At 44.4% G+C, this 24,355-nt stretch carries 25 protein-coding genes, 3 tRNA genes and 1 pseudogene; 1 reads left to right on the top strand and 28 read right to left on the bottom strand.

Annotation, left to right across the window (positions count from 1 at the left end; translation table 11 throughout):
* Positions 1-16: 16 nt before the first annotated feature.
* On the bottom strand, positions 17-748 hold the full coding sequence (locus tag AAB400_00145) for a helix-turn-helix domain-containing protein (protein ID MEK7648311.1): 732 nt from the start codon (positions 746-748) through the stop codon (positions 17-19).
* Positions 749-900: 152 nt separating this feature from the next.
* Here AAB400_00145 and AAB400_00140 point away from each other — a divergent pair, with 152 nt between their 5' ends.
* Positions 901-2,043: an ABC transporter substrate-binding protein gene (locus AAB400_00140; GenBank protein MEK7648310.1), complete on the top strand. Its 1,143-nt coding sequence runs from the start codon at positions 901-903 to the stop codon at positions 2,041-2,043.
* Between the two features lie 99 nt (positions 2,044-2,142).
* Here the strand turns inward: AAB400_00140 and AAB400_00135 are convergent, their stop codons facing one another.
* The 27 genes and pseudogenes from AAB400_00135 to AAB400_00005 form a co-directional block, all read right to left on the bottom strand.
* Positions 2,143-2,439 carry a hypothetical protein gene (locus AAB400_00135; GenBank protein ID MEK7648309.1) on the bottom strand — a complete coding sequence of 99 codons (297 nt, stop codon included), beginning with the start codon at positions 2,437-2,439 and terminating at the stop codon, positions 2,143-2,145.
* 230 nt (positions 2,440-2,669) lie between these two features.
* Complete coding sequence (locus tag AAB400_00130; GenBank protein ID MEK7648308.1) at positions 2,670-3,758, bottom strand: hypothetical protein; 1,089 nt, start codon at positions 3,756-3,758, stop codon at positions 2,670-2,672.
* Positions 3,759-3,924: 166 nt separating this feature from the next.
* Entirely contained in the window at positions 3,925-4,734 is an 810-nt protein-coding gene (locus tag AAB400_00125; protein ID MEK7648307.1) for a hypothetical protein, read from the bottom strand.
* A 120-nt stretch (positions 4,735-4,854) separates the two neighbouring features.
* Positions 4,855-5,232 (bottom strand): hypothetical protein, encoded by a 378-nt coding sequence (locus AAB400_00120; protein MEK7648306.1) that lies wholly within the window; start codon positions 5,230-5,232, stop codon positions 4,855-4,857.
* Between the two features lie 66 nt (positions 5,233-5,298).
* Positions 5,299-8,409 carry an efflux RND transporter permease subunit gene (locus tag AAB400_00115; protein MEK7648305.1) on the bottom strand — a complete coding sequence of 1,037 codons (3,111 nt, stop codon included), beginning with the start codon at positions 8,407-8,409 and terminating at the stop codon, positions 5,299-5,301.
* A gap of 14 nt (positions 8,410-8,423) precedes the next feature.
* Positions 8,424-10,394 carry an HlyD family efflux transporter periplasmic adaptor subunit gene (locus AAB400_00110; protein MEK7648304.1) on the bottom strand — a complete coding sequence of 657 codons (1,971 nt, stop codon included), beginning with the start codon at positions 10,392-10,394 and terminating at the stop codon, positions 8,424-8,426.
* Positions 10,395-10,447: 53 nt separating this feature from the next.
* Positions 10,448-10,858: a hypothetical protein gene (locus tag AAB400_00105; protein MEK7648303.1), complete on the bottom strand. Its 411-nt coding sequence runs from the start codon at positions 10,856-10,858 to the stop codon at positions 10,448-10,450.
* 252 nt (positions 10,859-11,110) lie between these two features.
* Entirely contained in the window at positions 11,111-12,745 is a 1,635-nt protein-coding gene (locus tag AAB400_00100) for a hypothetical protein (GenBank protein ID MEK7648302.1), read from the bottom strand.
* A gap of 33 nt (positions 12,746-12,778) precedes the next feature.
* Positions 12,779-13,213 (bottom strand): hypothetical protein, encoded by a 435-nt coding sequence (locus AAB400_00095; protein ID MEK7648301.1) that lies wholly within the window; start codon positions 13,211-13,213, stop codon positions 12,779-12,781.
* 16 nt (positions 13,214-13,229) lie between these two features.
* The gene (locus tag AAB400_00090; GenBank protein MEK7648300.1) at positions 13,230-13,919 is read right to left on the bottom strand and encodes an anaerobic ribonucleoside-triphosphate reductase activating protein; all 690 of its coding nucleotides are present in this window, start codon (positions 13,917-13,919) and stop codon (positions 13,230-13,232) included.
* 10 nt (positions 13,920-13,929) lie between these two features.
* Entirely contained in the window at positions 13,930-16,065 is a 2,136-nt protein-coding gene (locus tag AAB400_00085) for a ribonucleoside triphosphate reductase (protein ID MEK7648299.1), read from the bottom strand.
* Positions 16,066-16,482: 417 nt separating this feature from the next.
* The gene (locus AAB400_00080) at positions 16,483-16,929 is read right to left on the bottom strand and encodes a hypothetical protein (GenBank protein MEK7648298.1); all 447 of its coding nucleotides are present in this window, start codon (positions 16,927-16,929) and stop codon (positions 16,483-16,485) included.
* A 22-nt stretch (positions 16,930-16,951) separates the two neighbouring features.
* Positions 16,952-17,353 (bottom strand): hypothetical protein, encoded by a 402-nt coding sequence (locus AAB400_00075; protein ID MEK7648297.1) that lies wholly within the window; start codon positions 17,351-17,353, stop codon positions 16,952-16,954.
* Positions 17,354-17,377: 24 nt separating this feature from the next.
* Entirely contained in the window at positions 17,378-18,466 is a 1,089-nt protein-coding gene (locus tag AAB400_00070; protein MEK7648296.1) for a hypothetical protein, read from the bottom strand.
* An 84-nt stretch (positions 18,467-18,550) separates the two neighbouring features.
* A tRNA-Met gene (locus tag AAB400_00065) sits at positions 18,551-18,624 on the bottom strand.
* Positions 18,625-18,752: 128 nt separating this feature from the next.
* On the bottom strand, positions 18,753-19,037 hold the full coding sequence (locus AAB400_00060) for a hypothetical protein (protein MEK7648295.1): 285 nt from the start codon (positions 19,035-19,037) through the stop codon (positions 18,753-18,755).
* Positions 19,034-19,564 (bottom strand): hypothetical protein, encoded by a 531-nt coding sequence (locus tag AAB400_00055; GenBank protein MEK7648294.1) that lies wholly within the window; start codon positions 19,562-19,564, stop codon positions 19,034-19,036. Before AAB400_00055 ends, AAB400_00060 begins: the two co-directional genes overlap by 4 nt.
* Positions 19,554-20,096 carry an inosine/xanthosine triphosphatase gene (locus AAB400_00050; protein MEK7648293.1) on the bottom strand — a complete coding sequence of 181 codons (543 nt, stop codon included), beginning with the start codon at positions 20,094-20,096 and terminating at the stop codon, positions 19,554-19,556. Before AAB400_00050 ends, AAB400_00055 begins: the two co-directional genes overlap by 11 nt.
* Before the next feature lie 456 nt (positions 20,097-20,552).
* Complete coding sequence (locus tag AAB400_00045; GenBank protein MEK7648292.1) at positions 20,553-20,924, bottom strand: hypothetical protein; 372 nt, start codon at positions 20,922-20,924, stop codon at positions 20,553-20,555.
* Between the two features lie 260 nt (positions 20,925-21,184).
* Positions 21,185-21,523 (bottom strand): hypothetical protein, encoded by a 339-nt coding sequence (locus tag AAB400_00040; GenBank protein ID MEK7648291.1) that lies wholly within the window; start codon positions 21,521-21,523, stop codon positions 21,185-21,187.
* 202 nt (positions 21,524-21,725) lie between these two features.
* Positions 21,726-21,799: transfer RNA gene (locus AAB400_00035), tRNA-Met, on the bottom strand.
* Positions 21,800-21,840: 41 nt separating this feature from the next.
* Positions 21,841-22,269, bottom strand: coding sequence for a DoxX family protein (locus AAB400_00030; GenBank protein ID MEK7648290.1), 429 nt, complete (start codon positions 22,267-22,269; stop codon positions 21,841-21,843).
* 59 nt (positions 22,270-22,328) lie between these two features.
* Entirely contained in the window at positions 22,329-22,976 is a 648-nt protein-coding gene (locus AAB400_00025) for an MBL fold metallo-hydrolase (protein MEK7648289.1), read from the bottom strand.
* 18 nt (positions 22,977-22,994) lie between these two features.
* Positions 22,995-23,393: pseudogene (locus AAB400_00020) on the bottom strand (hypothetical protein).
* Positions 23,394-23,556: 163 nt separating this feature from the next.
* A tRNA-Leu gene (locus AAB400_00015) sits at positions 23,557-23,638 on the bottom strand.
* A 26-nt stretch (positions 23,639-23,664) separates the two neighbouring features.
* Positions 23,665-24,075: a type II toxin-antitoxin system VapC family toxin gene (locus AAB400_00010; GenBank protein ID MEK7648288.1), complete on the bottom strand. Its 411-nt coding sequence runs from the start codon at positions 24,073-24,075 to the stop codon at positions 23,665-23,667.
* Entirely contained in the window at positions 24,059-24,298 is a 240-nt protein-coding gene (locus tag AAB400_00005; GenBank protein ID MEK7648287.1) for a hypothetical protein, read from the bottom strand. Before AAB400_00005 ends, AAB400_00010 begins: the two co-directional genes overlap by 17 nt.
* Positions 24,299-24,355 lie beyond the last annotated feature (57 nt).

Below are 24,355 nucleotides of genomic sequence, written 5' to 3'. Positions count from 1 at the left end.
AGAACATTTTTATCCATCAGACAACAGCTAGGGTATTCCATAATGAAAAGAAGATGGTGCGCTGCATGCGAGAAAGTTCTGCATCTTCAATAATGCACGCTGATAGCTCTTTATCAAGAGAGAAAAGGGCAATTTTTTTATTCCACACAGACAGCATGGCATGAAATTCCTGTCCTTTTGGAATAAACCTCATCTCCCGAAGTTCACTTTTTCGTTTCTGACGATTACGTGAAAACTCAGTATCATAGGTGATTACTTTTACCGGAATTTTTTGCTTAATTCTTTTTTCGACAAATGAAGGGAATATATCTGGCAAGATAACAAATACATCATCGGCCCATGAAAAATTGAGCAATTCACGCGGATTGTCATCAAGAATTTCCCTCAACACAAGCTTGATGCCATCGGATCCCCTATAAGTCCGCAACAGTGTTGACGTTCGCGCATTTCCATATTTATTCATAAGCTGTGGCAGGACTGCTTGGAAATTATCAGATTTTTCTTTGAGAAAAGCCAATACTTTGCGCGGGTTTTCGGCGCTGAAATACCGCGATCTCTTTTTTCTGAATGCGGATACGAATCCGCGCTCTTGAAGCTGGGACAACAGTAGGTCGCATGTCGAACGCGGCAATCCGGCGCGCTTGCTAATTCTAAGTACCGTACTTGAACCAAGCTCAAGACATGCTACATAGGCTGTAATAGCATTTGTTTTGAGTCCCAATTCTCTAAGAGTATGTTCAATCGTCATAAAGTGCCAACAATATTGGCGTCACTTCTATCTTAGTATTCTACTATAAATATAGCAAAATGTGAAGATCATATAATTAATATGACTATACTTATGGCGTTTATTTTATATTTTCATTATCATTGATTCCATACGTCATAATAGGCATTCATATGAATTCAAAAAAATGGATGGGGATTAGTATCATCATACTGGCGATTCTTGCACTCGGTTACACCGTCATTATTCAGCGCAAATCAATATCCGCCTCAAAAACTCTGCGTGTCGGTGTGCTTATTCCTTTGACGGGCAAGTTTGCCAATTACGGTGAGGATATTAAAAATGCGCTGGAGCTTGGAAAAAGAAGTCTTCAAAATACCCAAGGGATATCGATTGAATTGGTCTACGAAGATTCTGCTGCTGACCCCAAGACAGCCGTACCTGCGGCAGTAAAGCTCATTGAGGTTGAAAAGGCTGCATTTGTTATCGGTGGACCAGGTAGCAGCGCCAACCTTGCTGCGGCACCTTTGTTTGAAAAGCACCATATCCCCTTCCTACCTGTCTCAAATGCGCCGCGTCTTGAAAATGCCGGAATCTATATTTTTAAAATGCTTTCGAGTATTTATCCGGAGCTCGATATAGCATTACCTGAATTGCAATCTGAGCGAATACAACGGATTTCGATTATCTATGATTCTGCAAGCGACACACTAACTCTTGGTAAGGACTATTTAACAAAAATATTGGTTCAAGCAGGAGGCACCGTGGCAATTTCCGAAGGATATGACAGTAAATCGACTATCGACTTTAGGAGTACTCTTACAAAAATCAAAGGATCAAGCTCGGATGCAGTGTATCTTTTTTCTGCCGATAAGGATGGGGGGAGTATTATTCGCCAGGCACGCGAACTGGGACTCTCAATACCTTTCTATGGATGGGGAGCGCAGAATACGGCTGAGTTTTTTAATGCGGCGGGTAATTTTTCCGAAGGCATGACTATCACCGATGTACCGTTTTCCTGTGAAGATACAAAAGCTGAACGCACAATCCGCTATTGCTCTGAGTATAAAAATACCTATAACAACAGGATTCCTCTTATGTTTGGTGCTCGGGCGTATGATACACTAGTACTGAGCGCGGAACGGTATGCGCAAGGCACGCCAGATGATAAGGTAAGGCAATTTATTGAAAATATGACCCGCATCCGCAACTACCAAGGCATTAGCGGAACGGTTGATATTGATAAAAACGGTAATGCTGAAGATAAAGTATTTGTGATCCGTGTTGCCAAAAACGGAGCATTCGTCCAAAAATAAAAAACCGCTGAATCGCTCCCGACCTCTACGAGTCATGAGCATTTCAGCGGCTGGCGGCAGGAATATGTGATTCGACGTTATCCAATGGCTCGTCCTTTCTTAGCGATCGCACGTATCATCATCAATGAGAATGACCACGCGTGCGACTTCCGTCGATTTGCCAAGGATAATCCACATCCCTGCAACGGGGCTTGCCGCAGGAGAGTCGTCGCACAACCGAATCGTATAGCACTCTGTTGTGGGTGCCGCTACGAGCTCTTTTGTACGGGACTTCTTGCGCTTGCGCCGTCGCTTGCGGAGGACCGCCTCGATAGCTTTCTCAAACCAGGAACCAAGAAGATGATAAAACACGTGTTTGAGAATCTCGAGAACAGTCCTAAGAACAATTGCTGCCACCCTACCTCACCTCCTTTCTGTTTAAACTAGAGATCGTTGGAGATGATAGGGCTGTATTTGAATGATCTTTTTGTATTAGTTGTAACGATCTCCACACTAACTATACCATAGTGATGTGTATTTTTACCGATACATGTCAAGAGAGATTGAATACAAAAAAATGCTTTATTCAAAGCATTTTTTTGCCTTATTCTTTTTAGAAAGTTTAATCTGTGGATAACTTCAGAGCCTTAATCGAGGTTTTTGGTTGGATTGACTTCAACTGAACTCTTAGATGCTTCTTTAAACGTTCCGTCTGGTTGAACATCGAGACTATAGATATGCTTACCGCTTGATTGATCAAGAAGCCACTCCCATTCACGCATAAATTCATTTTGTTTTTCAACATAACCGCCGATATTTACTGTCCTTTGATCCGTTACGGGGTCTGTTTCTTGGCGCTGCTGATAGATGGATATGCTTTTGTTCCGAGTCAGAAAATTAACTGAATCTTCAACTTCGCGCGATGAGAGAAGAACAGATACGCCAGATACATCCGGAGTGACATAAGCATTGCGGACGATGGCTGAAGATTTGCCTTTCCCGAAGCGGAGCTCGTATGCATCATTTCCAAGATACCGCTTTCCAAATGCAACCGTATTATACGCAACATAGCCATTTGTTTTATCATAAAACACCACACTTGATTGTGTTCCATCCCATTGTTTATCGACAGTTTCTTTTACAAGAACAAGCGACATGGCATTCTTGAGCTTTGTGGAATAAATCTGCACTATGCGCCCATTTTCCACTATCTCATCATCGGCTGTTCCCTGTTCGATTTTTTTGGCAACATCTTTTAATCTTTCCGGCTCAAGAGAAGAGAACTCCGCTTGCAAAGCAGGTACGGCAGATACGCTTGCCTGCGTTTCAATAGGTGAAGTCGTAGTCCCATCAAACGATACGGTGAGCGCGGGATTTTCAGATTGTGGTGTAGATGTTGGCATTGGTTCACCACCATCTAATATGATTGTAATAGGAACTTCTTCTGAAGGGCCTATAGTTTCTTTAGATGCTGCTGAACCGCCAATAGTGATTACAGGTGCTTCAGGCTCAGCTTCGGTAACAATAATATTTGGAACAAATCCACCGCTTTCCGATGTATTTTGAACCGGTTGTTTTGTTTCGATCGCGGGGCCTGTCGGCAGAGGTACTGACGTATTGCCATCAACCCTACTGCATCCCTGCACGGTAAGACCTGTCAGGGCAGCAAGAAACGTGCCTTTGAGGACTTTGATATATTCCCTTGAGCTACTGGGACCCTGTTCAGTTTTTGACATAAATACATTATTACTTGTAAAATATAAGTAAAATCATTATAGCACATTTTTGGCATTTTGTCAATACTTTGCCTATTTTTATTATGGTTTAAATAAAAAAAGACATTTTAACTGTCAAACAACATAGGACATAAAAAATCAGCCGTCAACAGCGGCTGATAGCTAACTACAGGCAGAGGTCCCCTGGCCCTAGCCGTATGCTTGTGATTTTTTCACCTCCCTCAATACCTACAAACCGCAGGGCATGTTCTGTGCGATGCAATGCTATTTTTGAACAGTATGATGTGCAGGGCCCATCGCAAGCATGGCGGCCGATACTTTCAATACGGACAAAAAATGCAGACGGTCCGAATTCGATTTCATCAAAGATACTGAATTGTTCAAACCCCAGATGCGAAGGCATGACATGGCGCTGCTCAAGAGGTGTGGTTTGATTGGCATCCGAACCGGCCAAGATGCGTAGATATTTTTCTGCGTATTCCCGCTCTCCGAGAAGGGAAAGAACCAAAGGATTATTCAGCGCATCCTCATAGGTCAGTAGACTGGGTAAATGCCCAAGAAGTACTTCAATATCAGTCGCGCTAAATACAGAAACGCTTCCATACTCTCCCTGCACAAGGCGACTAAAAATCCTCTGGCGCTCAAACGCACTGTCGGGGTATTCTTGAGTGAAATCATATGCTCCGGCAAGCGTTGCCATGGGGCCGACGCTGTGAACTACCGCAACCTGCGGCAACATACCTTTGACAGACCCGATATACACTGCGGTTGATGTGGTGATATAGGGCAGGCGCCACACAGCAGTATCAAGAGGACTTGCCACTCGAGCTTCGATGATTTCCGTCAGTGTTGCAATTCTGGAATCATCTCCAAATTGCTTCACGCGAATATCTTCTGCTCTTCGCAAAGCATCAATTCCGGGAGCTACAAAGAACGAACGTGCATGAATAGTCTGTTCTGATGTCTGAAGTGTCATGACAAAAAACAGACTATCATATGGAAGTCTACGCGTCAAGACGAGAAAAAGAAAAGTTTCCGAACCGGAAAGATATTTTTTCCAGAACGGAAACTTTTTGCGGCCGCTTACCTTCTGAACTTATTTCATTTTCATCGTCGAACCTTTCATCGCAGCATTTTTTTCCATGGTGTAATGCTTTTTGGCCAACGACTGTGCCGCAGCATACTTCTTCTTTGCAGCATTGATAAGTGTTTTTGATTTCTTCTTTGTTGCAACCTTCATAGCCGCGCTATAGACAATGTTTGCCTTCTTGAGCTCTGCTTGATAATGCGTCTTTGCTTGTTTCAGCGCTCTTTCATGCTTCGCCGCATCCATGTTCATTTCTTTCGCGCTCTGTTCTTTTGCGGGAGCGGTCGTTTCATTTCTTGCCGGCACCATATCATCCGACATGGCAAACGAAGCGAACGGCATACCAAGGGCAATTACGAGAGTAGCGTATGCAATAGCGTATTTCATAGTAATAGTATTTGTTATGAATATTCTACTTGTGATGTCGACCTTTACTTCATTCTGTATTGATAATTAAAATCCTGAAACATTTTGACTCCCCTTTAACGCCGATTTCTTTCCGAATCTGTAGAAAATCGCGGGCGTTAAAAAGAGCGAGATGATTGTTGAACTCACAAGCCCTCCGAATATGACAACTGCGAGAGGATTGAGAAGTTCCTTACCTGGCTCATCCCTGGCCAAGAGAAGCGGTACAAGCGCCAAGGCCGTAACTGTCGATGTCATAAGCACCGGCGTTACGCGATCGAGTGTCGCTTGAACCACTGTTTCCTTGGTAAACGGCGACCCCTGCCGCACGAGCGTTAGTGCCCGTGAAATAAGCATGATGCCGTTTCGCGATACTATGCCGGTAAGCGAAATGAAGCCGACCATGTGCGCAAGACTCATGATATTGCCCGTCAAGAGAATGCCGATAAGCCCACCAATAAACACTGTCGGGATACTCATCATAATCTGAAATACGATAGGAATGGAGCGGAATGCCTGAAAGAGAATAAAGAAAATCAATACCAGACCTACAACAAAAAATATCGCAAGACGCTGACTGTTTTCTTTTTGGCTTTGGTAGGTTCCTTCATAAGAAATGATTATCCCAGTGGGTTGCTGCTCAGAATCAAGATTTTTTTTCACAGCATCAATCGCCCCTACGATATCATTGCCTTGGTAATTCGCGCTCACCACAAGCATGCGGCGTGACCCCTCGTGCGAATAACGGTTCCTCCCCGCCTCTATGCGCACTTCTGCGACTGATCCAACTGATTCGCCTCCCTCGCCAAATGGCAGAGAGAGGTCCCCAAGCGCTTGGGCATTGCCGCGCGATACAAGATCATACCGCATAACAACATTGATGCGCTGATTTTCAACCGGAACAGTGGCAAGTACATCTCCCATAAGTCCCATTTCAAGCTCATCGGCAACACGTCCCGGCGAAATACCTCCCTGTGCCAAACGGTCGGTAAGCGGATATATTCTGAACTCAGGAACAGAAACATCTTTTTGCACGCGGGCATTCTTTACCCCCGGCTGCATGGCTAATTCGGCACGCACGCGATCTGCAACATTCTTGATGTCATGTGTGCTATCGCCAAAGACTTTGATCACGATAGGCGCGCGCACACCTGACAAAAGTTCTTCAAGACGATGAGTAATCGGCTGTCCAAGGCTGTACTCCGCTCCCTTATACCGATCAAGCACTTCCTGAAAGCGTTTAAACATGTTTTCCTTGCCACCAGATTTTTCTTCATCGAACACGATCTGCATCTCGCTACTATTCGATCCCCCACCATGCGAATCGGACGACGATCGGCCGGTTGTATGACTGATTCGCCCCACACCCGGCAGCTTTTTCATATCTTGCTCTATTGCCGTAACGGTTTTATTCGTTTCATCAAGGCTCGTTCCCACGGGAAGGATCACCATAATCGTTGCCGAATTTTCATTGAAGGGTGGGATGCCTTCTTTACCTGCCGTACCATACAGTGCGGCTGAAATGGCGAGCGAAGCTATGACGATTCCGATGAGCACGCGAGGATGGTCAATGCTCCAGCTAATCCAGGGAGAAAGGGTGCGCTTGAGCCATGCAACAAATTTCGTTTCAGAATGCGCTTTGCAGGATACCTTTGAAAGAAAATAGCCGCATAGGACGGGTGTCACTGTGAGCGATACCGCCATTGATGCAATGAGCGAAACAATATACGCACTGCTTAACGGAGTCAAGAGTCTTCCCTCAACACCGGGGATAAAAAAGACGGGAACAAATGCTATGACTACCAACACCGTCGCATACACGATCGAGTTTCGCACTTCACATGATGCATCCGTAATAATTTCATCTGAAGCCGGGGTATCACCAATAGCGCTTGTGCGCTCACGCAAACGCCGATAGACATTTTCGATGCCGACAATGGCATCGTCGACAAGCTCGCCGATTGCAACGGCCAATCCCCCAAGCGTCATAACATTAATGGAAAATCCCATGGTTTTGAAGACTATGGCTGTAACAAAAATGCTTAACGGAATGGTTATGAGTGTGATTAGTGTAATGCGAACATTCATCAGGAACAAGAATAAGATAAGAATAAGCAGGATTGTGCCGTCGCGTAAGGCATCCATGACATTCTTTAACCCATCATGAATAAACCATTCCTGGCGCAACAGATCATTTTTGATTTCCACGCCTTTCGGAAATGATTTCTGCAATGCCGCAAGCGTCTCGTCGATTGCTTTGGTCACTTTCAATGTTTCAGCTTCGGGCTGCCGCACAATACGCAAAATCACACCCGGTGCGCCATCCACAGCAGCAGTACCGCGCAAAATACTTGGTTGCTCTTCAACGCGGGCAACATCACCAAGACGCACAATGACACCATTGTTTGATCCTACCGCCAGAGCCTCAAGGTCGCCTGGCTTTGCCGGCGCAACAATAATGCGAATGGGGTATTCCATTCCGCTTTGATTCAGGATTCCTGCGCCGCGATTGCGCAACGCGCCTTTTACATTCATTTCAACATCTTCAAGCTGCAAGCCGTAACGCTTCAGGCTTTGCGCGTTGATATTAATCTGCCATTCCTTTACATCGCCGCCCATGACAAGCACCTGCGCAATTCCCGGTATTTTGAGAAGTGCCGGGCTTACTGTCCAGTCTGCCAATGTACGAAGTTCCATAGGCGTAACTGTCTCATCCGTCGACGTGATTCCCGCCCATACGATTTCTCCCATCACCGATGTTGTAGGGCCAAGAATCGGTTTTACTCCCTCCGAAAGATTTGCTTGGGCGAGCCGCTCCTGAATCACCTGCCTGTTGCGGTAAACATCCGATCCCCATTGAAACTCAACATTCACAATGCCGATACCGAATGATGATGTGCTTCTGATGCGTTCGGCACCTGGCACTCCTGCAACAATCAATTCAATGGGATTCACTACGAGTCGTTCAATTTCTTCTGATGCAAGGCCGTCTGATTCCGCAAAAATTGCGACCGTAGGCTTATTGACATCGGGAAGAACGTCTATTTTCATGGTTGCAAGACTCCAGATTCCTGCTACAACAACAGCGCCGGTGATCATGAGAACGGTAACCTTATGATGCATTGAATAGCGAATAACGTTCTTAAAAAAAGTATTCATATATCTTTTTTTGTTTATTCGCCATGCTCATGGCCGCCGCTATGGCCGCCCCCACTACCTAACTCATCGCCCATGCCATCCATATCCTCCATTACTTCGTCGGCGCTAGCCGATCCGGCATCGTATGGCATCGAATCTTCAAACCGCAACTTCCCTTCAAGTTTTTCTGAGGGAATTTCTTTTGCAAGATACATTTCGCCCAGCAAGAGTCCTTCAAGTACTTCAACGCGGTCTCCGATAGCTTTTCCCGTTATGACGTTACGGTCGACAAACGTTTTGTCTTTGCCTTGAATGATAATATGCGGCCGCTTTTCTTCATCCCATCGGATTGCGGTAAACGGAACCAGCATGCGCCCTACGGCGCTCACATCCATCACTCGCACAAGCGCATTAATCGGCCAATCAACATCGGCTGTAAATTCCGCTTCAGCAACAAATGAACCGTTAGCATCAAGCGTTTTCCCAATACCGCTTACAACCGCTTCTTGCTTATCAAAAGGAAAACCGGGTCGAACAACAAACACAGAGTCACCCTCATGCGGAAGGCGCGCGTCGCTTGGCACGCGGAAACGAATGAAGAAATCCATCTGATCCGTATCGCTTATCGATGCAATGATTTGATCCGGCGTTACATAATCACCGACAACTTTCGAGATGCCGGAAACAATACCTGCCTTTGGGGCAATAATAGTCTGAGATCCAAGCTCGGCAAAAAATGTTTTATATGAGCTTTCCGTTGCTACCACTTCCGCCCGCGCCACATTCTTCTCGCGTTCAAGTTCGCTTATTTTTGTATCAATCTCCCGTTCTTTTGCAAGATATTCAAGTTCTGTATCAGAATGCAGTTTCTTGCGTGCACTTTCAGTTGACGTAGATCTTAGTTTTGATGAGCCGACGGAAATTGACGAAGAAGTAAGCTCCTTATCGCGCTCAGCATTTTTTTTCGCTACCTCTGCATCTTTTACATTCACCATCTGTTTCATTTCCCGAATCATGTTTACTATGTCAACAATCATTGACTGGTCATCGTTCGCCATTTTCTTCCAGCTTATTATTTCTGCGGGCATGATGTCTTCGCTTGGAGAGGAAGCATAGACAAAATTACGCGCAACCTTAGCGTACGCAAGAGCTGATTCCTCTAGCGATGAATATTGATCCTCAAGATCATGGATCACAGTCTCGAGTTGGCGCTCATAGTCGATGGATCCCTGTCCGTATGATCCTGCTCCCGACTTAAACCGAAGCACCCAATTTTTTCGTAATGTTCCGATGTCAGGAAAATTGGTGGTAAAATCACTGATATTTTTTTCGACGATTTGCCGTAACTTCGTCCGCAACGTTGATTCTTTGAGTTCCTGCTGCACGCGCGCTGCATCTCGCTCGCGTACCGCATATGCGATACCTTCCTCCTTTTCTTTCTTCAGGCGATCGTACTCAAGAAACGAATTGTCATTTATATACTGAGTTACTTTTGATTCACTATCTATTGCTTCAAGAACATTTTTCTTCGAGTTTTCCAATGATGCGCGCTCTTTGAGAAGCTGTTTCTTTGTTGACTCTGCAAGCGCGATAGTGCTCTGGGCGTTTGCACGGGCGCGGATAATGGATTGCATGCGCTCGGCAGACACATTTGCCCGCTCTACGCTTGCCGGAGGGGAAGAAAGCCGCGCTATGACAGCTCCCTTTCCCACTCGTTGTCCTACGCGCACTTCAAATCCCGTAAGAACACCCTCGCTTAACGAATGGACTTCAAGGGTGGATGGCGAGATAAGCTCGCCCGCCCATGATGCAAATGACCGGTCGGCGCCAGCCATGCCATCTCCCTGTGCGCGCTCCAAGGGCAGATCGGAAACTGCCGGTGTACTCGTAGCCGATGTGGTATCCTGATTTTTTGCTGCTATTCCCCCGCGAGCTGATACAACGATAAAAACTGACGTTCCGGCAACCACGAGGAATGCGATACTGAATATAATTTTTTTCTTCATACCAAAAAACATCTTATGCGTAAAATGCAAAAAACAGAAACGCATCTAAGATGTTAAAATATTTTTGGATGCAGTATGCCCTGCCGCAAAAACCTAAATAGAAAGCTGTTGAGACGCCCCCTCCGCCAACGCCTTCGGAAACGGAACCAGTTTGACGCAGTTAGGGAAATGAATAATACAAATATTTTATGGGAAAGAAAAAGAAAACTTATGAGCATGAGCGAAAGCGCTCCCGACCATTCCTTTTGCCCAAGCACCGCAATCACACCATGATGATCGTGCGATTTCTGAGTATCATGATCAGACATCATTCCATGCGCCGCAAGGCCTTCCATATCCATCTGCGCCTCAGCAATGGTTGTAATAAAACAACTCAATACAAAAACAACAATCAATGCAGTGCAGAGGGCAAGAACTGCATGGAATGTAATTGGCGGTACTTTTTTTGCCGTACATGCATCCATAGTTAATGGAAGTGTACAAGATTTATGCCGAATTGTCAACACTCATGTCGTGATAATGGAAAATTAAAATAGCACCCTTTGCATGCACTCTAGTGCTACGTTCGTTTTCTCAAGCCGCCGCTCTAGCAGAATCCTGTAGTACACTACCCTATATCTTGAATGTTGTTGAAGCTCTTGGATTGTTGGATGAGACGTGGGCATAGTGTACACAATGTATTATTCAATGATCTGTTAGTCAAAAAAAATCGCCTCTCATTGAGGCGACTGTTCGATAAATGGATTTTTATTCATTTCCGCACTGATCTGGCGTGCTAGAAACGGATTTCTGCCGCGCACAACCTTCAACATTTCATCCTGTTTTGCAAATGGGACTGAAATGAAAATGCCGGCGAGAAGCTCTTGATCCTTTTTTGCAATACCATCAAGGAAGATCCTGCGGTGCATATCGAGCGGAATGCGAAGTGACCATGTATGACATAGATCCATGTGAGTCTGTGCATCACTACAGAGGGCGTCAAAGACGCGTGCCGTCTGCCATGCATCCAATGTGTTGATCGAAGCGGCAACCGCCTGAAAGAAAGCCTGCTGGATTGATTTTATCTTCAAACGTGCAATGCCCATGGCTATGCATTGTGAAAGAGTGGCAGCAAGCAAAACAGCTCTGTCAGAAGCATCTACAACAGTTGCAAGAATTTCTTTTAAGCTTGGTGCTAAATCATCAGAGATGCTATGAATTATGACATTTCCATAGGCCGTCGTACTTTGAGTTGCTTGAGCATATTGCAGGGCTTCTTGATCATATCCTTGTTTTAACAGCTCAGCACTGACCGCATAGTACATCATTTCCCTAAGCTGCGTAGGAGGCTCCACGTCAATATAGGTGAGTGGGTCGCGTCCTACCAAGTGCTGGTAAAGGATCTGTTGAATCATGTCGTAGTGACCCTCGCATATCTCATCGGCATGTGTGCTTTGCGCGAAACTTTCTTCAGCGCGTTTCAGCATCTCATCACCTCTCTCGTCATTCTTCCTCTGGTTGGCCGAGATACGGACAAACAGTTCTGTTTGAATCAAGGAATTACGGATCTTCTCGACATAGGAGACAAGAATACCCCATTTTTGCACATCATCAAACACCAAGGCGTTTACCATTGACTGCAGAAGGATATCTTGCATGAGCTGGTCTTCTTGAACCATGATGAAATCGATACCCTCTTGGAGGCGATCACATGCATAGTACGCAGGTGCAAGGAGATAGATTGGATCTGACTCTTGATCATCTTTGATGAGCTGTTCAAGTGTTGGACGAATAGACCGTTTTGCAATCTCGATTGCTTCATCGAGATAGGTATTAGCCTTAACAAGATCCACGGACGCGAATGCAGAAGAGAGTAGTGCAAGGAGGGGGAGTCTCATTGCCGGATCGCCGATCTCTTCGATATCCTGAATAGCTTCATCAAGCATGAGTTCGCTTATCTTTTTCTCGATCATCAGGAAGCGTCCATCCTCTTGGATTGTATTGGATTCGACATCCTCAATGATGCTTTCAGCTGCAAAAAAATCTCCCGCCTGAAGCTTAGATATCGCTTCGCCATACAGACTATAGGAAAGCGCGGTAGGTCCTGCAAGTTGCATGCGCTTTTTAAGGTGTTTGCTCTCTCGTTCACATCCATCCATCGCAAGGAGGCTTGCCAATCGAATAGTGGAAGTTTTGAGCGAACTGACTAGCTCATCAGACTTCCAATCGGGCTCCACTTTAAGTTCGCTCATGATGCGTTGCTCAAGAAGACAGAATACTCTGCAGCTGAGGCGCGCCGTTCCAATGGCATCATTGAAGTTGCGGTAGGTCGCGACTGCTTGATCCTCTGTGAAATCTTTTTGAAAGGACATTATTCGGCATCCTAGCACAGTAAAGCCTCTTTGTCAATTCAGGTCCCGTGATTCAAGCTCCGTGATTGTACGTTCGGGATTGATTTTTTCCGTTGTTTTTTGGCATTTTTCGTTTGACTGCAAGAGGTACCACAGCGCTAACGGCGCCGCCCAATTTGCCCAGCGTTCGATAAAATCCCACATCGGCTGCCCCACAATCGGACGCACCAATGCAGTTGCAAACCCCCAGAAAGCCGCCCATACCAAAACCCATCGCTGGGGGCAGAAAAGCACTGTAAGGGCAACAAGAATATCCAGAATGCCGATGACAAAAACTATATTCGCGGCCAACTCCGAAGGTAGCGCAAACAACTGAACAATCCATCCTACCCACTCTTTTTTCATGCCAAGTGCCAAAGCGCCATGACCTAGGAATTCTCCAAAAATGCCAATACGAAGAATAAGAGAAACTTTTTCTTGAACGCTCATAGAAATGCCATAAAAATTATCGCGCTGCTATGCGCAAGGAGGAATAACGAGTTGCAAGATTTGAAACAATCTCCTGTATGTCGTATTCCATCTCACGATGAATGGAAGGATCCAGCACTCTGGTAAATTGAGTTTTCTGAATATAGTACTGTTCACCCGGCTTTAAATACCCCGCCATGGTAAAAAAATCATTCTCATTGTGGACAGATGGGAAAACAGTCGTACGGAATTCATGTTCAACAGAAGAATCCTGAATGATGCGAAGTGATTCTCTGCAGGATGCTGCGAGTTCCCTCGCTGTATCGCCAGCAATATCACGATACTTTTCCCACGGCGCTTTGATATCCATTGCAATATAATCAACAAGGCTCTGCTGAATACTCTCCGCAACAACAGAAGGCCTGATACCATTTGTATCAAGCTTCACGAAGAATCCCATTTCTTTCAACTGCCGCAGAAATGCGATAAGTCCCGACTGAATGGTCGGCTCACCCCCTGTAATACAGATGGCGTCTATCATTTTTTTTCTTTTTGTAAGAAACTCGAACAGTGTTGGTATATCGCGGGAATGCTGTGACTCAAGAGGAATAAGGTCGGGATTGTGGCAATAGGAACATTTGAAAACACACCCTTGCGTAAAAATGATCGAACACGGCTTGCCGGGATAATCGATAAGGCTCAAGGGTTGGAAGCCGCCAATACGCATAGTATTTTTACTAAGCAATGACTGCCTGGCGCACAACACATGGCTCTTTCACTTCTTCAAAAACGTGTTGCTGTTGCTGTTTTTCATCAACAAGGTATTCCAGCCGATCTGTATATTCGCTCTGTTTTGCTTTGTGCCACTGGTCTACCGGACGGTAATATCCAACGATGCGGGACCATATTTCTGTTGCCGCTCCACAAGTCGTACATTCGGGAATTTCCCCGGAAATATACCCATGGGACTGGCAAATACTGAATGTCGGCGTAATAGTAAAGTAGGGCAAGCGATAATTTTCAGCGACTTTTTTCACAAACTCTCTGCATGTTTTCCAGTCAGCAACTCTCTCTCCCAAAAACAGATGGAGTACGGTGCCGCCAGTGTACAGAGCTTGAAGGTCGTCCTGGTGATCGAGTGCTGCAAGTGGATCATCGGTATAGTCGACAGGAAGATGAGACGAATTTGTATAGTAGGGTGCTTCGGCAGTACCAGCCTGAATAATACCCGGAAAACGAAGTTGGTCTTCTTTTGGCAATCGATAGGCGACCCCTTCTGCCGGAGTTGCTTCCAAATTAAACAAGTGTCCTGTTTGTTCTTGGTAATCCGCCAAACGGTCGCGCATAAAATGAAGTACTTCCATAGCAAAGGCCTTCCCTCGCTGCGACGCAATATCTTCGCCGACAAAGTTTAGGCACGCTTCGTTCATCCCATTAAGCCCAATGGTTAGAAAGTGATTATTCAATGAAGGAAGGTAGCGCTTGGTGAATGGCAGAAGCCCCTGTTCGATATTTTTTTCAACTACTTTGCGTTTTGTTTCGAGTGATTCTTTTGCCAAGTCCATGAGTTTTTTCAACCGATCAAAAAATTCCTGCTTTGTTTTTGACAAATACCCGATACGTGGAAGATTGATTGTCACAACACCTATACTGCCAGTCATTTCAGCAGATCCGAACAAACCGCCGCCGCGTAAGCGCAACTCTCGCAAGTCAAGCTGCAACCGACAACACATACTGCGAACATCGCTTGGGTTGAGTGATGAATTGATGAAATTTTGGAAATAAGGTATGCCGTACTTTGCTGTCATTTCAAACAAAAGCTGAACGTTTTCATTTTCCCAATCAAAATCTTTGGTGATATTGTATGTTGGAATGGGAAACGTAAATGTGCGTCCGTTATAATCACCCTCATTCATCACTTCAAGGAATACTCTATTGATGATATCCATTTCTTTCTGGCACTCGCCGTACGTGAAGACTTGCTCAACACCGCCGATCAGCGGGTGCTTATCCCGCATATCCTCAGGGCAGACCCAATCAAGCGTGATATTCGTGAAGGGAGTCTGTGTTCCCCAACGCGACGGAACATTCAAATTGAAAACAAATTGTTGTACACACTGTTTTACCTGTCTATACTCCATTTCATCTTTTTTAATAAACGGAGCAAGGTAGGTGTCGAATGAGGAAAACGCCTGCGCGCCCGCCCATTCATTCTGCAGTGTCCCCAAAAAATTAACCATTTGCGCAACAGCTGTTTCCAAATGTTTCGGCGGCGCTGATGATACTTTACCGGGAACGCCGTTTAAGCCTTCTTCTAGTAGTTGACGAATACTCCAGCCAGCGCAGTATCCCGAAAACATACTTAAATCATGAATATGGAAATCGCCTTCGATATGCGCGTCGGCAATTTCTTTGGAATAAATATTATTCAGCCAGTAATTTGCTACAAGCTTTCCTGAAGTATTCAAAATCATACCCCCAAGCGAGTATCCTTGATTTGCATTTTCATTCACGCGCCAATCAGATTGCCTGAGGTACTCATTAATGGTATTTGCAACATCAATTGCCACTCCTCCCGTTGCGCGCACCTGCGCATGCTTTTCGCGATACACGATGTATGCTCGCGCAGTCCGATACAGCCCCGCGCTCATAAGCGCAAATTCCACAATATCCTGAATTTCTTCGACGGCAATTTCTTGCTGTGATTTATTTGGCTTTGAGATAAACCGTACCACTATTGCAGTTATCTTTCTTACTTCCGAAACGTCGCACTCCTTGGTTGCTTCAATAGCTGCCGTAATTGCATGAGTTATGCGGTCTGTTTCAAAAACAGTCTTCGTGCCATCCCGTTTGATGACCATGGGGTATGCCATACAACGTATTCGTTAGCATTAAAAATATAATTTCTAAAAGAAATATCTTGTTTTATAACAAAAAACTCAAAACGCCTGTTTTGAGCTTCAAGAGCTTCAAAGGATGGTGTATTAGCTTTGGTAGTCCATTCGCACCCGCTGGGGGCAATTGCGGATGCCGCAGAGGTATTCGTTCATCGTAGCAGCTTTGACAGTAGTAAGGCCATGGCATGACTTGCACTTGATCTCGACCTCGCCCTCCACCAATAAACCCTTACATAGCAGCTTGCGGCATGTTGAACATCGGTACTCATTATAGGGTAGGGGCATTGGTTTGTAGTGATTATTCTATTGTTAGTATATCGCGTATGGGGCAGTGAGCAAAGCCTCTGTTTTAGGTCGATTTTTATTTGTTATCCACATGAGAGTCAAGACGCTCTACTTCGGCGACTCTTGCTCTGGAGATATGCTTGGAATGCCGTAAAGCTTACGAAGGGCATTTGACTCCTCGCCGCTTAGTGCCACTCCATTGGATCCTGCCATGGCTAATTTCATCTTAGCTCTGACAGCAAGGCTCGCTTCCGGCGATAGCATGATCGCTTCTTTGGTGCTGGGGCGAATATGCGTAATGCCCTGCACTCTACTTGTACGATGGAGTCCGAAATCAAGATGTTCTCCGGCGCGGACATCTTTAAAACTTCCAAATGTTTTTGCAAGCGTATGTCCCTCGCCTTTCGCCACAAGCATTCCGGCTGTATACAGGAACTCGTATGTGCTGCCACTCTTCGTTGTAATACGTATTTGATCACCTTCTTTTACGTCCTTTGCTGTTAATTGGTCAACTAAACGCTCAAAACCACCTTCCTTTGGTTCGGCATGTGTCATAGATGCTCCTTATTATGAATAGTTATTTACTAAGAACAGTATGTTGCATTTCCCTGTTAAGCGCAATGCCCAACGGCAGTGAGATTAAGATGAAATAAACAATCATAGAATACCAATTCAAACCGTGAAACAGAACGGGAATCCAACTTGAACTTCCCCATGCATGCCCCGTAAATACTGCGATGCCGAAAATGAGCGTATAGGCGTTTTTCCATCGTAATAAAATGAAGGCTGTTAATGCCACATATACCGAAAAAACCACTATAAAGAGTCCGGGATGAATGGAAAGAAGAGCAAGTCCTCCCGGGGAACCCTCCTGCACCGCTTGATAGTTTTGCCAATATCCAGGCGGCTGTCCGACGAGCGTAACAATGACATCAATAACGGCAGGTAGTAGAAAACCAATGGCGGTAAAGATGCGCACAGTACGGGTATCTATGAATAGCTGCTATCTGCGAGGAATAGTCTCTTCTTGAAGGACTTGTTTCGCAGGACCTTTAAACTCGAGGAATTCGGCTGTGTAGGTAGCATTATCTCTATTATCGGTTGTGAGAGTAAGATTATCTACTACAATCATTGCGCTCATCGGTTGCATGCGTGTTCCTTTGATTGATTGCGCTTCAACTACCCTGTCAAACTGTGCAGTATTGGTAAAGCAAATCAAACCATCGAACCCGGCTTGACTCGCGTATGGCACCCGTTCACGCGAAGATTGGTCGATCTCGTGAATGCATCGCTCATCGGTAAGAATGCTCCCGGTAAGTGTGAGCTCTCCGACAAGATGTATTGTATAGTCTGGATCACGGGGAGCCTGATAAGCGTGCTTCTCCACAGATCGCACCTGTGTTGTTCCGATGCGCTCACCTGCATCAAGCGTTGCCGGATCAAAAGCAATTGGGTGATCGATAATCGACTCTTTGATTTTGTAGAGGTCGCTGTTTGAAATACCGAGTCCGGTCGTTTTCATGATATTCCATGCATCATACGGGCGTCCAAGATAGTGGCGCGTGCCATCGGCAGGGTTGACATACCACGCCTCGCCAGCGCTTTCCACTTGGAGAAAGATGATACCTTTTTTCTTTGCCGCAAAACGCGTGTCCAAAGAAAGCTTTCCGGGACCAAGTGGATCATATCCATTTTCCATCTCTTCTTTATCGCTATGTCCGTCACCATCAGTATCCGCTTTTGCAGGATCGGTGCCAAAACTTTTTTCAAGTTCCGGGGAAAGTTCGTCAAGATCATCGTCACTGCGGCTAAAAAGAAAAGGAACTGGTGCGATCGGTATTCTCTGAAGATCATTGTTACTAATACCAATGCCAAGCTGGCGCATAATGCGAAATGCGTCATCAGGGCGTCCCATATATACGCGCTTTCCGTCTGTTGGCTTCACATACCATGCCTCTCCACGCTCCTGCACCTGGAGAAGAATCCGCCCATGCATATCCTGTTGTTTCGCATATGCATGCCCTATTGCCACACTACCCAAAAAACTTATACAAAGTAGGGTAAATAATAAACCATGTATTCTTATATTCATATAATATCAGTGTAGCGGGTTAGAAGCGAGAAATCAAAAAATACGGTTAATGAAGCCGTATTTTCTGATACTAATGCCATTCCATGGCAGGGGCGGGACTCGGACCCGCGACCTTGGCCTTATGAAGGCCCTGCTCTAACCAGCTGAGCTACCCTGCCGAATAATAGGTAGAGTATGGCATAATGAAATTGTGTTGTCCATATCTAACGGGAAATTGTCAACGGGAAATAAAAAGAGGGCTGTAGTATGTATCAAAGTTACTCAATCAAAAGCGATATCATTATTTTTAATTTTTTTTCTTAAGATAGTTCTTCGTCCACCACTTCTTTATAACTGGCAGCGACTGTGTTGAAAGGATATAGCCTACTGTCGGTATAAGAGCGTTAAGAAAAAAATCTTTTACTCCGAGAGAATGGAGAATAAACACAGCGACACCATAGGTGATGCTAGCGATTATAATGACACGAAACATACTTATCTCCCACGCCTTCTCTGCCTCAACACGAGTATTTCGTGCTTTGATTACTTCAATGTCTTGCTGTACTGCTTGCAGCTTTTCTTCTATCGTCATATATTCGTAAAAGGTTTAGATTTCATGGCAATCTCTTTACCCAGCATCCAGAAGACGAATCCGGTCCAAAGGGAGATCAGGCCGGCCAAAAGAACCATACCGAAAAATGCATACGCCAAAATGCCCATATTAAGCGCCGTAATCAGTGTCGTAGCGGTAATCCAAATATCCCGCGCAGTGTTTTGCTCCATCATCGGTTTTCCTTCCGCATCAAGCAAGGGACTCCCATCCCCGTTCAATTTCGGTATCTCTCGGGGCATTTGAGCGAATGTTTTCCCTTCCGTCAGTTTCAAGGTGTGCTTACGAATGATATCTGCCTCCACCTTCAATGTCAGCGGCCCTCTCACGGACACCTCAGGAAATGCCGCATCTTTAGGCGTAATGATGCTTTCCCGAACGACATTCGCATAGGTAAACGACATGCCCCATAGGCCGCCCGCTACCAAAACAAAACCTGCAACGATCGCCGCGATAGATGAGAACATGAGTAGTTTTTTCATTTGCATACGTCTTCCCTTATTTTTCATTATAAAATAATTCTTTGTTTTCCAGATGGATTAATGCTGTTCTGATCGCCTGTTTATAGTATTCAATGATGGGCAATCTGCCCTTTGTCAGAAATCCAATAACACCCTCCTCATACCCTATTTTTTCTTTTGCAGTTAACCCGGCTTCCTTAAAGGCAGTGCTTATCTCCATATTTTTTTCAACGACGAGTTTTGTTACTGCAGTAGGATATTCAAAGAGGGATGCCATGCCGAGATGAAATTCCTTACCATCATATATCGCGCAAACTGTAACATCCATATAACCCGTCTTTGATCCGGGAATCGGCATTATTCCCGATTCGATGCCAAAAGCATAATCACATTCGTTAAAAACATTTTTTGCCCTGTTTTGCGCTCCACTGATTGTTTCCTCAAGTGTCATCGGCTGATCGGAAACACACGACTCTGTTTTGAAGCTCTGGAAATCAGAATTTTTCAGCAACGGATATTCTGCGGCAATATCGATAATCGCTTTAGTCTTCGTAGGGCTTTTTGTTCCGATGTGTATCATAATGTAACTCCTAAAGTAAGGTGTTTATATTTTTACTCATTCTCTCAAAAATATCAAGATATCATGTATAGATGCACTGTAGTGGCATTGACAAATATTTAGAAGAATGTATCAGGGTCCGGTCGGTGATACAGGCAATCGATTTGATGCACTCGTAGCCACTATCAAGAAAGCGCTTACTCATTCATTAGAAGCGTAACACAAGAAACATGCACCGACCTTCCTTTGGTCGGTTTTTTTATTAGGCAAGAAAATGGTTCCAATATCTTTTCTCACCAAACATGGCTGTGCCATTCAAATCCCAACGCGACACAAGTAGCTGTGTTGCTCCCCGTTCAACAAAAAAGTCCAACGTTTTTGCGTTGAACGTTTCTGTTGCGGGAGTGGGATTAAAAAGAACCGCGTACTGTCAAGAAATGCGGGTAGTATAGCCCAATAATACCCCTATTTAAGGTACTAATAACTTTTTTGCACTATTTCAATTGGCTTGTTTCCAGATCGGGTAAAACGTATTTTTCTGACAATTCGGTGACGAAGAAACGCAGGAAGGTCAATATCTTCATCTCGATAGCGTGCATCGCCATCAAAAACATATGCCGTAACAGTTCCTTGGTTTCTCATGGGAAGAGGATTACCGTCTTTGAGTTTTGAAATGCTTTTTTCCATTTCAGGCGGAATTGCATACCCACGCACTGAGAGTGAAAATTGCCCACCACATCTAGCATCCATTCCATCAATATCAAACAAAACCTCAACGAATCTTTTAGATGTGTTATGAAATACTATCTTTTTTTGATCCCTTGAGATATCTAGAGAAAATGTTGTCATAGATAGTTGTAGGTTGTTCTTATATGAATTATAGCTCTCGTTTAATTTCTTCCCATGTTACCTCTGAAATAGTTTCAATTTCTTTGAGGAGATAATAGAGAACATCCTTTCTAAGATTTCTATCAACACTGATTGATTTTTGGTTTTTCAACCAGATAATTTTGACATGATCACCCTTTCCACCAATCGTATTGATATCAAACCCGAGACGTTGTAGCGCTTTAAGAAATTTTCTTTAGGATAATTCTCCAGGTAACTTACTACGAGAAGGCATATTGTTTATTTTCGTTGCCTACCCTATCCACTTGCTGAATATTTGCCTCCTTCGCATAGGAAGAAGGAACCTCAAATGCAGTTAAAATTGCATCTTTAATTTTTTCATTAAGATCTTCTTCTGTTTGAGAATGTGTAATAATACTTCCGTATCGAAAATTTTCACTCGTTGCGATAATTGAACCGTCTCCCTGTCGCTCTGTACGAAAGAAAATTGGATCATACTGACGAAAATATTGCTGAGATTCAAAAAGACCGCGCGGGACAGATTCCCTTCCGTTTAATAAACGAATAGCGTAGTCTCTAGTTTGCTTCAAAATTCCCATATAGTATGATTAATGCTCTTTTTATCATTATATCATGTACATGTCAAGAATGAAATACGAGTGTCAACGGGAAGTTAAAATGTCACCCCTGTTATGAATAAATGGGAATGCATTACTTTGCTTTCGGAAAAAATGGTTTCTGTCTCCATTTTCACTAATAGTAGCAAACAAAAATACCCACCGTGTTCGATGAGTATCTCTGTTGCGGGGGCGGGATTTGAACCCGCGACCTCCTGGTTATGAGCCAGGCGAGATGCCAGACTTCTCCACCCCGCGCGGAAAGTCTATCACTAACCGATATTTTATGCAAGAAAACCCTATGCGCTTTTCTCTTGCTCTCCTGATTTTTCCTTACCACAACAACCCTTGCATGCGAATACTCCGGGACCGCCAAATTTCAAACAGACTAACGCGGCCAGGAGTGTAAGGTTATATTCCCATCCTGCGCCTGTTGACGTCGAGAAACCCACATTCATGACGAATTGGAGAAAATAGATCGAGCCAATCATGATAATAGCCAAAGCTGCGGCAGCTAATCGCGTCCACATCCCCGCCATCAAAGCAAGTCCGGCGACGAATTCAACGACAGAGGTGAATTGCATTAACAGTAGCATACTTGGCGCCATAGACGCACCTGCGTTGCCCCAGAGCGCGAACTTTTGAAAACCATGAAACACAAAAATAAACCCAACGACAAGACGTAAGATGAAGAGTCCCCATTGCGCGCATTTTGCAGGATCTTTCATAGTCGGACACAGCATAAATAAAAAGATAAAGAATAAATACTTAGTATAGTACTATATCATCAAGAGGACGCTCTGGAAAGGACGATTACTTCTTGACTATCTTTTTTGAAGTCTTCTTGTGTTATTTTAAGCTCATCATGAGGAGTGGAACCCGGCACTCCCATATGCTCCAAAAAGGATGATGCATCAGCGAGCTGGATATTTAAACCGGGAATAAAATAATGCATAGGAATAGTAATCGGTGCTGCGATTTTTTTTGCGATAACAGCGGCTTGCGCGCCATCAATCGTATAGGTGCCGCCAACAGGAATCATCAAAATATCTACATTCCCGATTGCTTCAAGTGTTTCAGGACGAATGTTTTCTTCGCCGAAATCTCCCATATGAACGAGCGAAACGCCCTCAAGCTCTATTCTATAGATCGTATTAAGCCCGCGTTGCGCGCCTTGAACATTGTCATGAAATGCCTGAATTCCTCGTACTGAAATATTTCCACTAGTGTATTCGCCAGGCTTATCGATCACGGTTGCTGTAGCGGGAAATGCTTTTACATTCGAGTGGTCGTAATGAGCATGGGTTATGAGTAGAATATCCGGATTGCAGACCGGAAGCTTGAAGCCGATTTTCTCATCATAGGGATCTATAATGATCGTGGTATTTCCTGATTGAATCTCAAAACATGCTTGTCCCAACCATGTGATGATCATAGAAGTTGATAAAAAGGATTAAAGTGCAAACACTGTCACATTAGCAGGATTCTTTGCTTCCTCTATGGTTCTCTGTTCAATAACGGAAAGGATAACAGTATGTATCGCTCCTTCACATTCGCATCCATCCTTCACTATTTCTAAGCTCTTTTGATACTCGCTTTCCGGAATACTGTAGGAAATTACAATGTGGGGCTTGAAATTTTTTTGGTGTCTTTCTGTATCCGGATCGACATAGTTTGTATAATCTGAAAACGCCAGGCAAATGTCCATTTGCAACTGCATGATCTCTTCATTTTTTTCTGCAAGAACAATAATGGCATGACTTCCATTGCTGCCCGTTTGAATAGTGTTAAAACGGATGTCCATGGGATGTGACATCGCTTTACGTTGAGAAAAAAATTGTGCAACTCTTTTCTTAAGATCATCGAATTTTCATCATCAATAAAGCATGCCTGCTTAAGGGTAACGTGTAGGCCCCATGGATTGTAGCGTGCAACAAACGAATCAAACCAATCCGGTTTGCGTGTCAGTAAAATGTCCGTGTAGAGAGCAAAAATTTTCATAACTATTTTTCAAATGCCGGAGGAGGGACTTGAACCCTCAAGCCTTTCGGCACACGATTTTGAGTCGTGCGTGTATGCCAATTTCACCACTCCGGCATGATAAAAAACTATCATCCTTTGTATTATGCGTCAATACGTTTAAGCGCTATGTTACTGATCTTTTTTTTCAAGAACTTATCGAGCTTGACGTCCAGCGTTATGACCGGATAGAGAGAGGACAAAACCATCAACGACACATCGACAAAAGAAAAATGTTTTGAGCGCAATTTCTGAAACGCGACGCGCACATCTTTGAAAAATTGAGGTGAAGAAGGAAGAATTTCAATATCCGCATTGCTCTCGGCAATTTCAATAAAAGCATCTGCTGTTTCTTTTTTGTTCTTTGACGCCAAAACAGAGCATACTTCGCTCATCACATATTCCGGAATAAGAATTTCATCTTGGAGAGAATGATACAGCGAATGTACTTTAGTATGCCTAAAATCCTTCGTGTCCAGATATGCGATCCAGACAGTGCTATCGAGAATGACCATAGAGGATCGTATCAATATCCTTGCTTGACGTTTTACTTCCCTTAAATTGCAGTTTTTCCATGTCGTAACGAGTATATTCTTTGCTGCGTGACGTAATCGGCTCGATGCGGAAAAGCGGTTCGGAATATTTAACAACCACGAATGAATACCCCTTCTTGGTAGCGCGAGCAATGCGTGGAAGTGAGCGATAGAGTTGTTTGACGCCAATGGTTTCTTCGGACATATAAAAATATATGATACTTAAGAATTTCAATGCTTATATACAAGTTTAACAAAGGTT

Source organism: Patescibacteria group bacterium (assembly GCA_038065255.1).
GTDB lineage: Bacteria > Patescibacteriota > Patescibacteriia > JACQRZ01 > JACQRZ01 > JBBTRI01.
The sequence above is the reverse complement of the archived record's forward strand: the minus strand, read 5'-3'. Positions and strand labels throughout refer to the sequence as shown.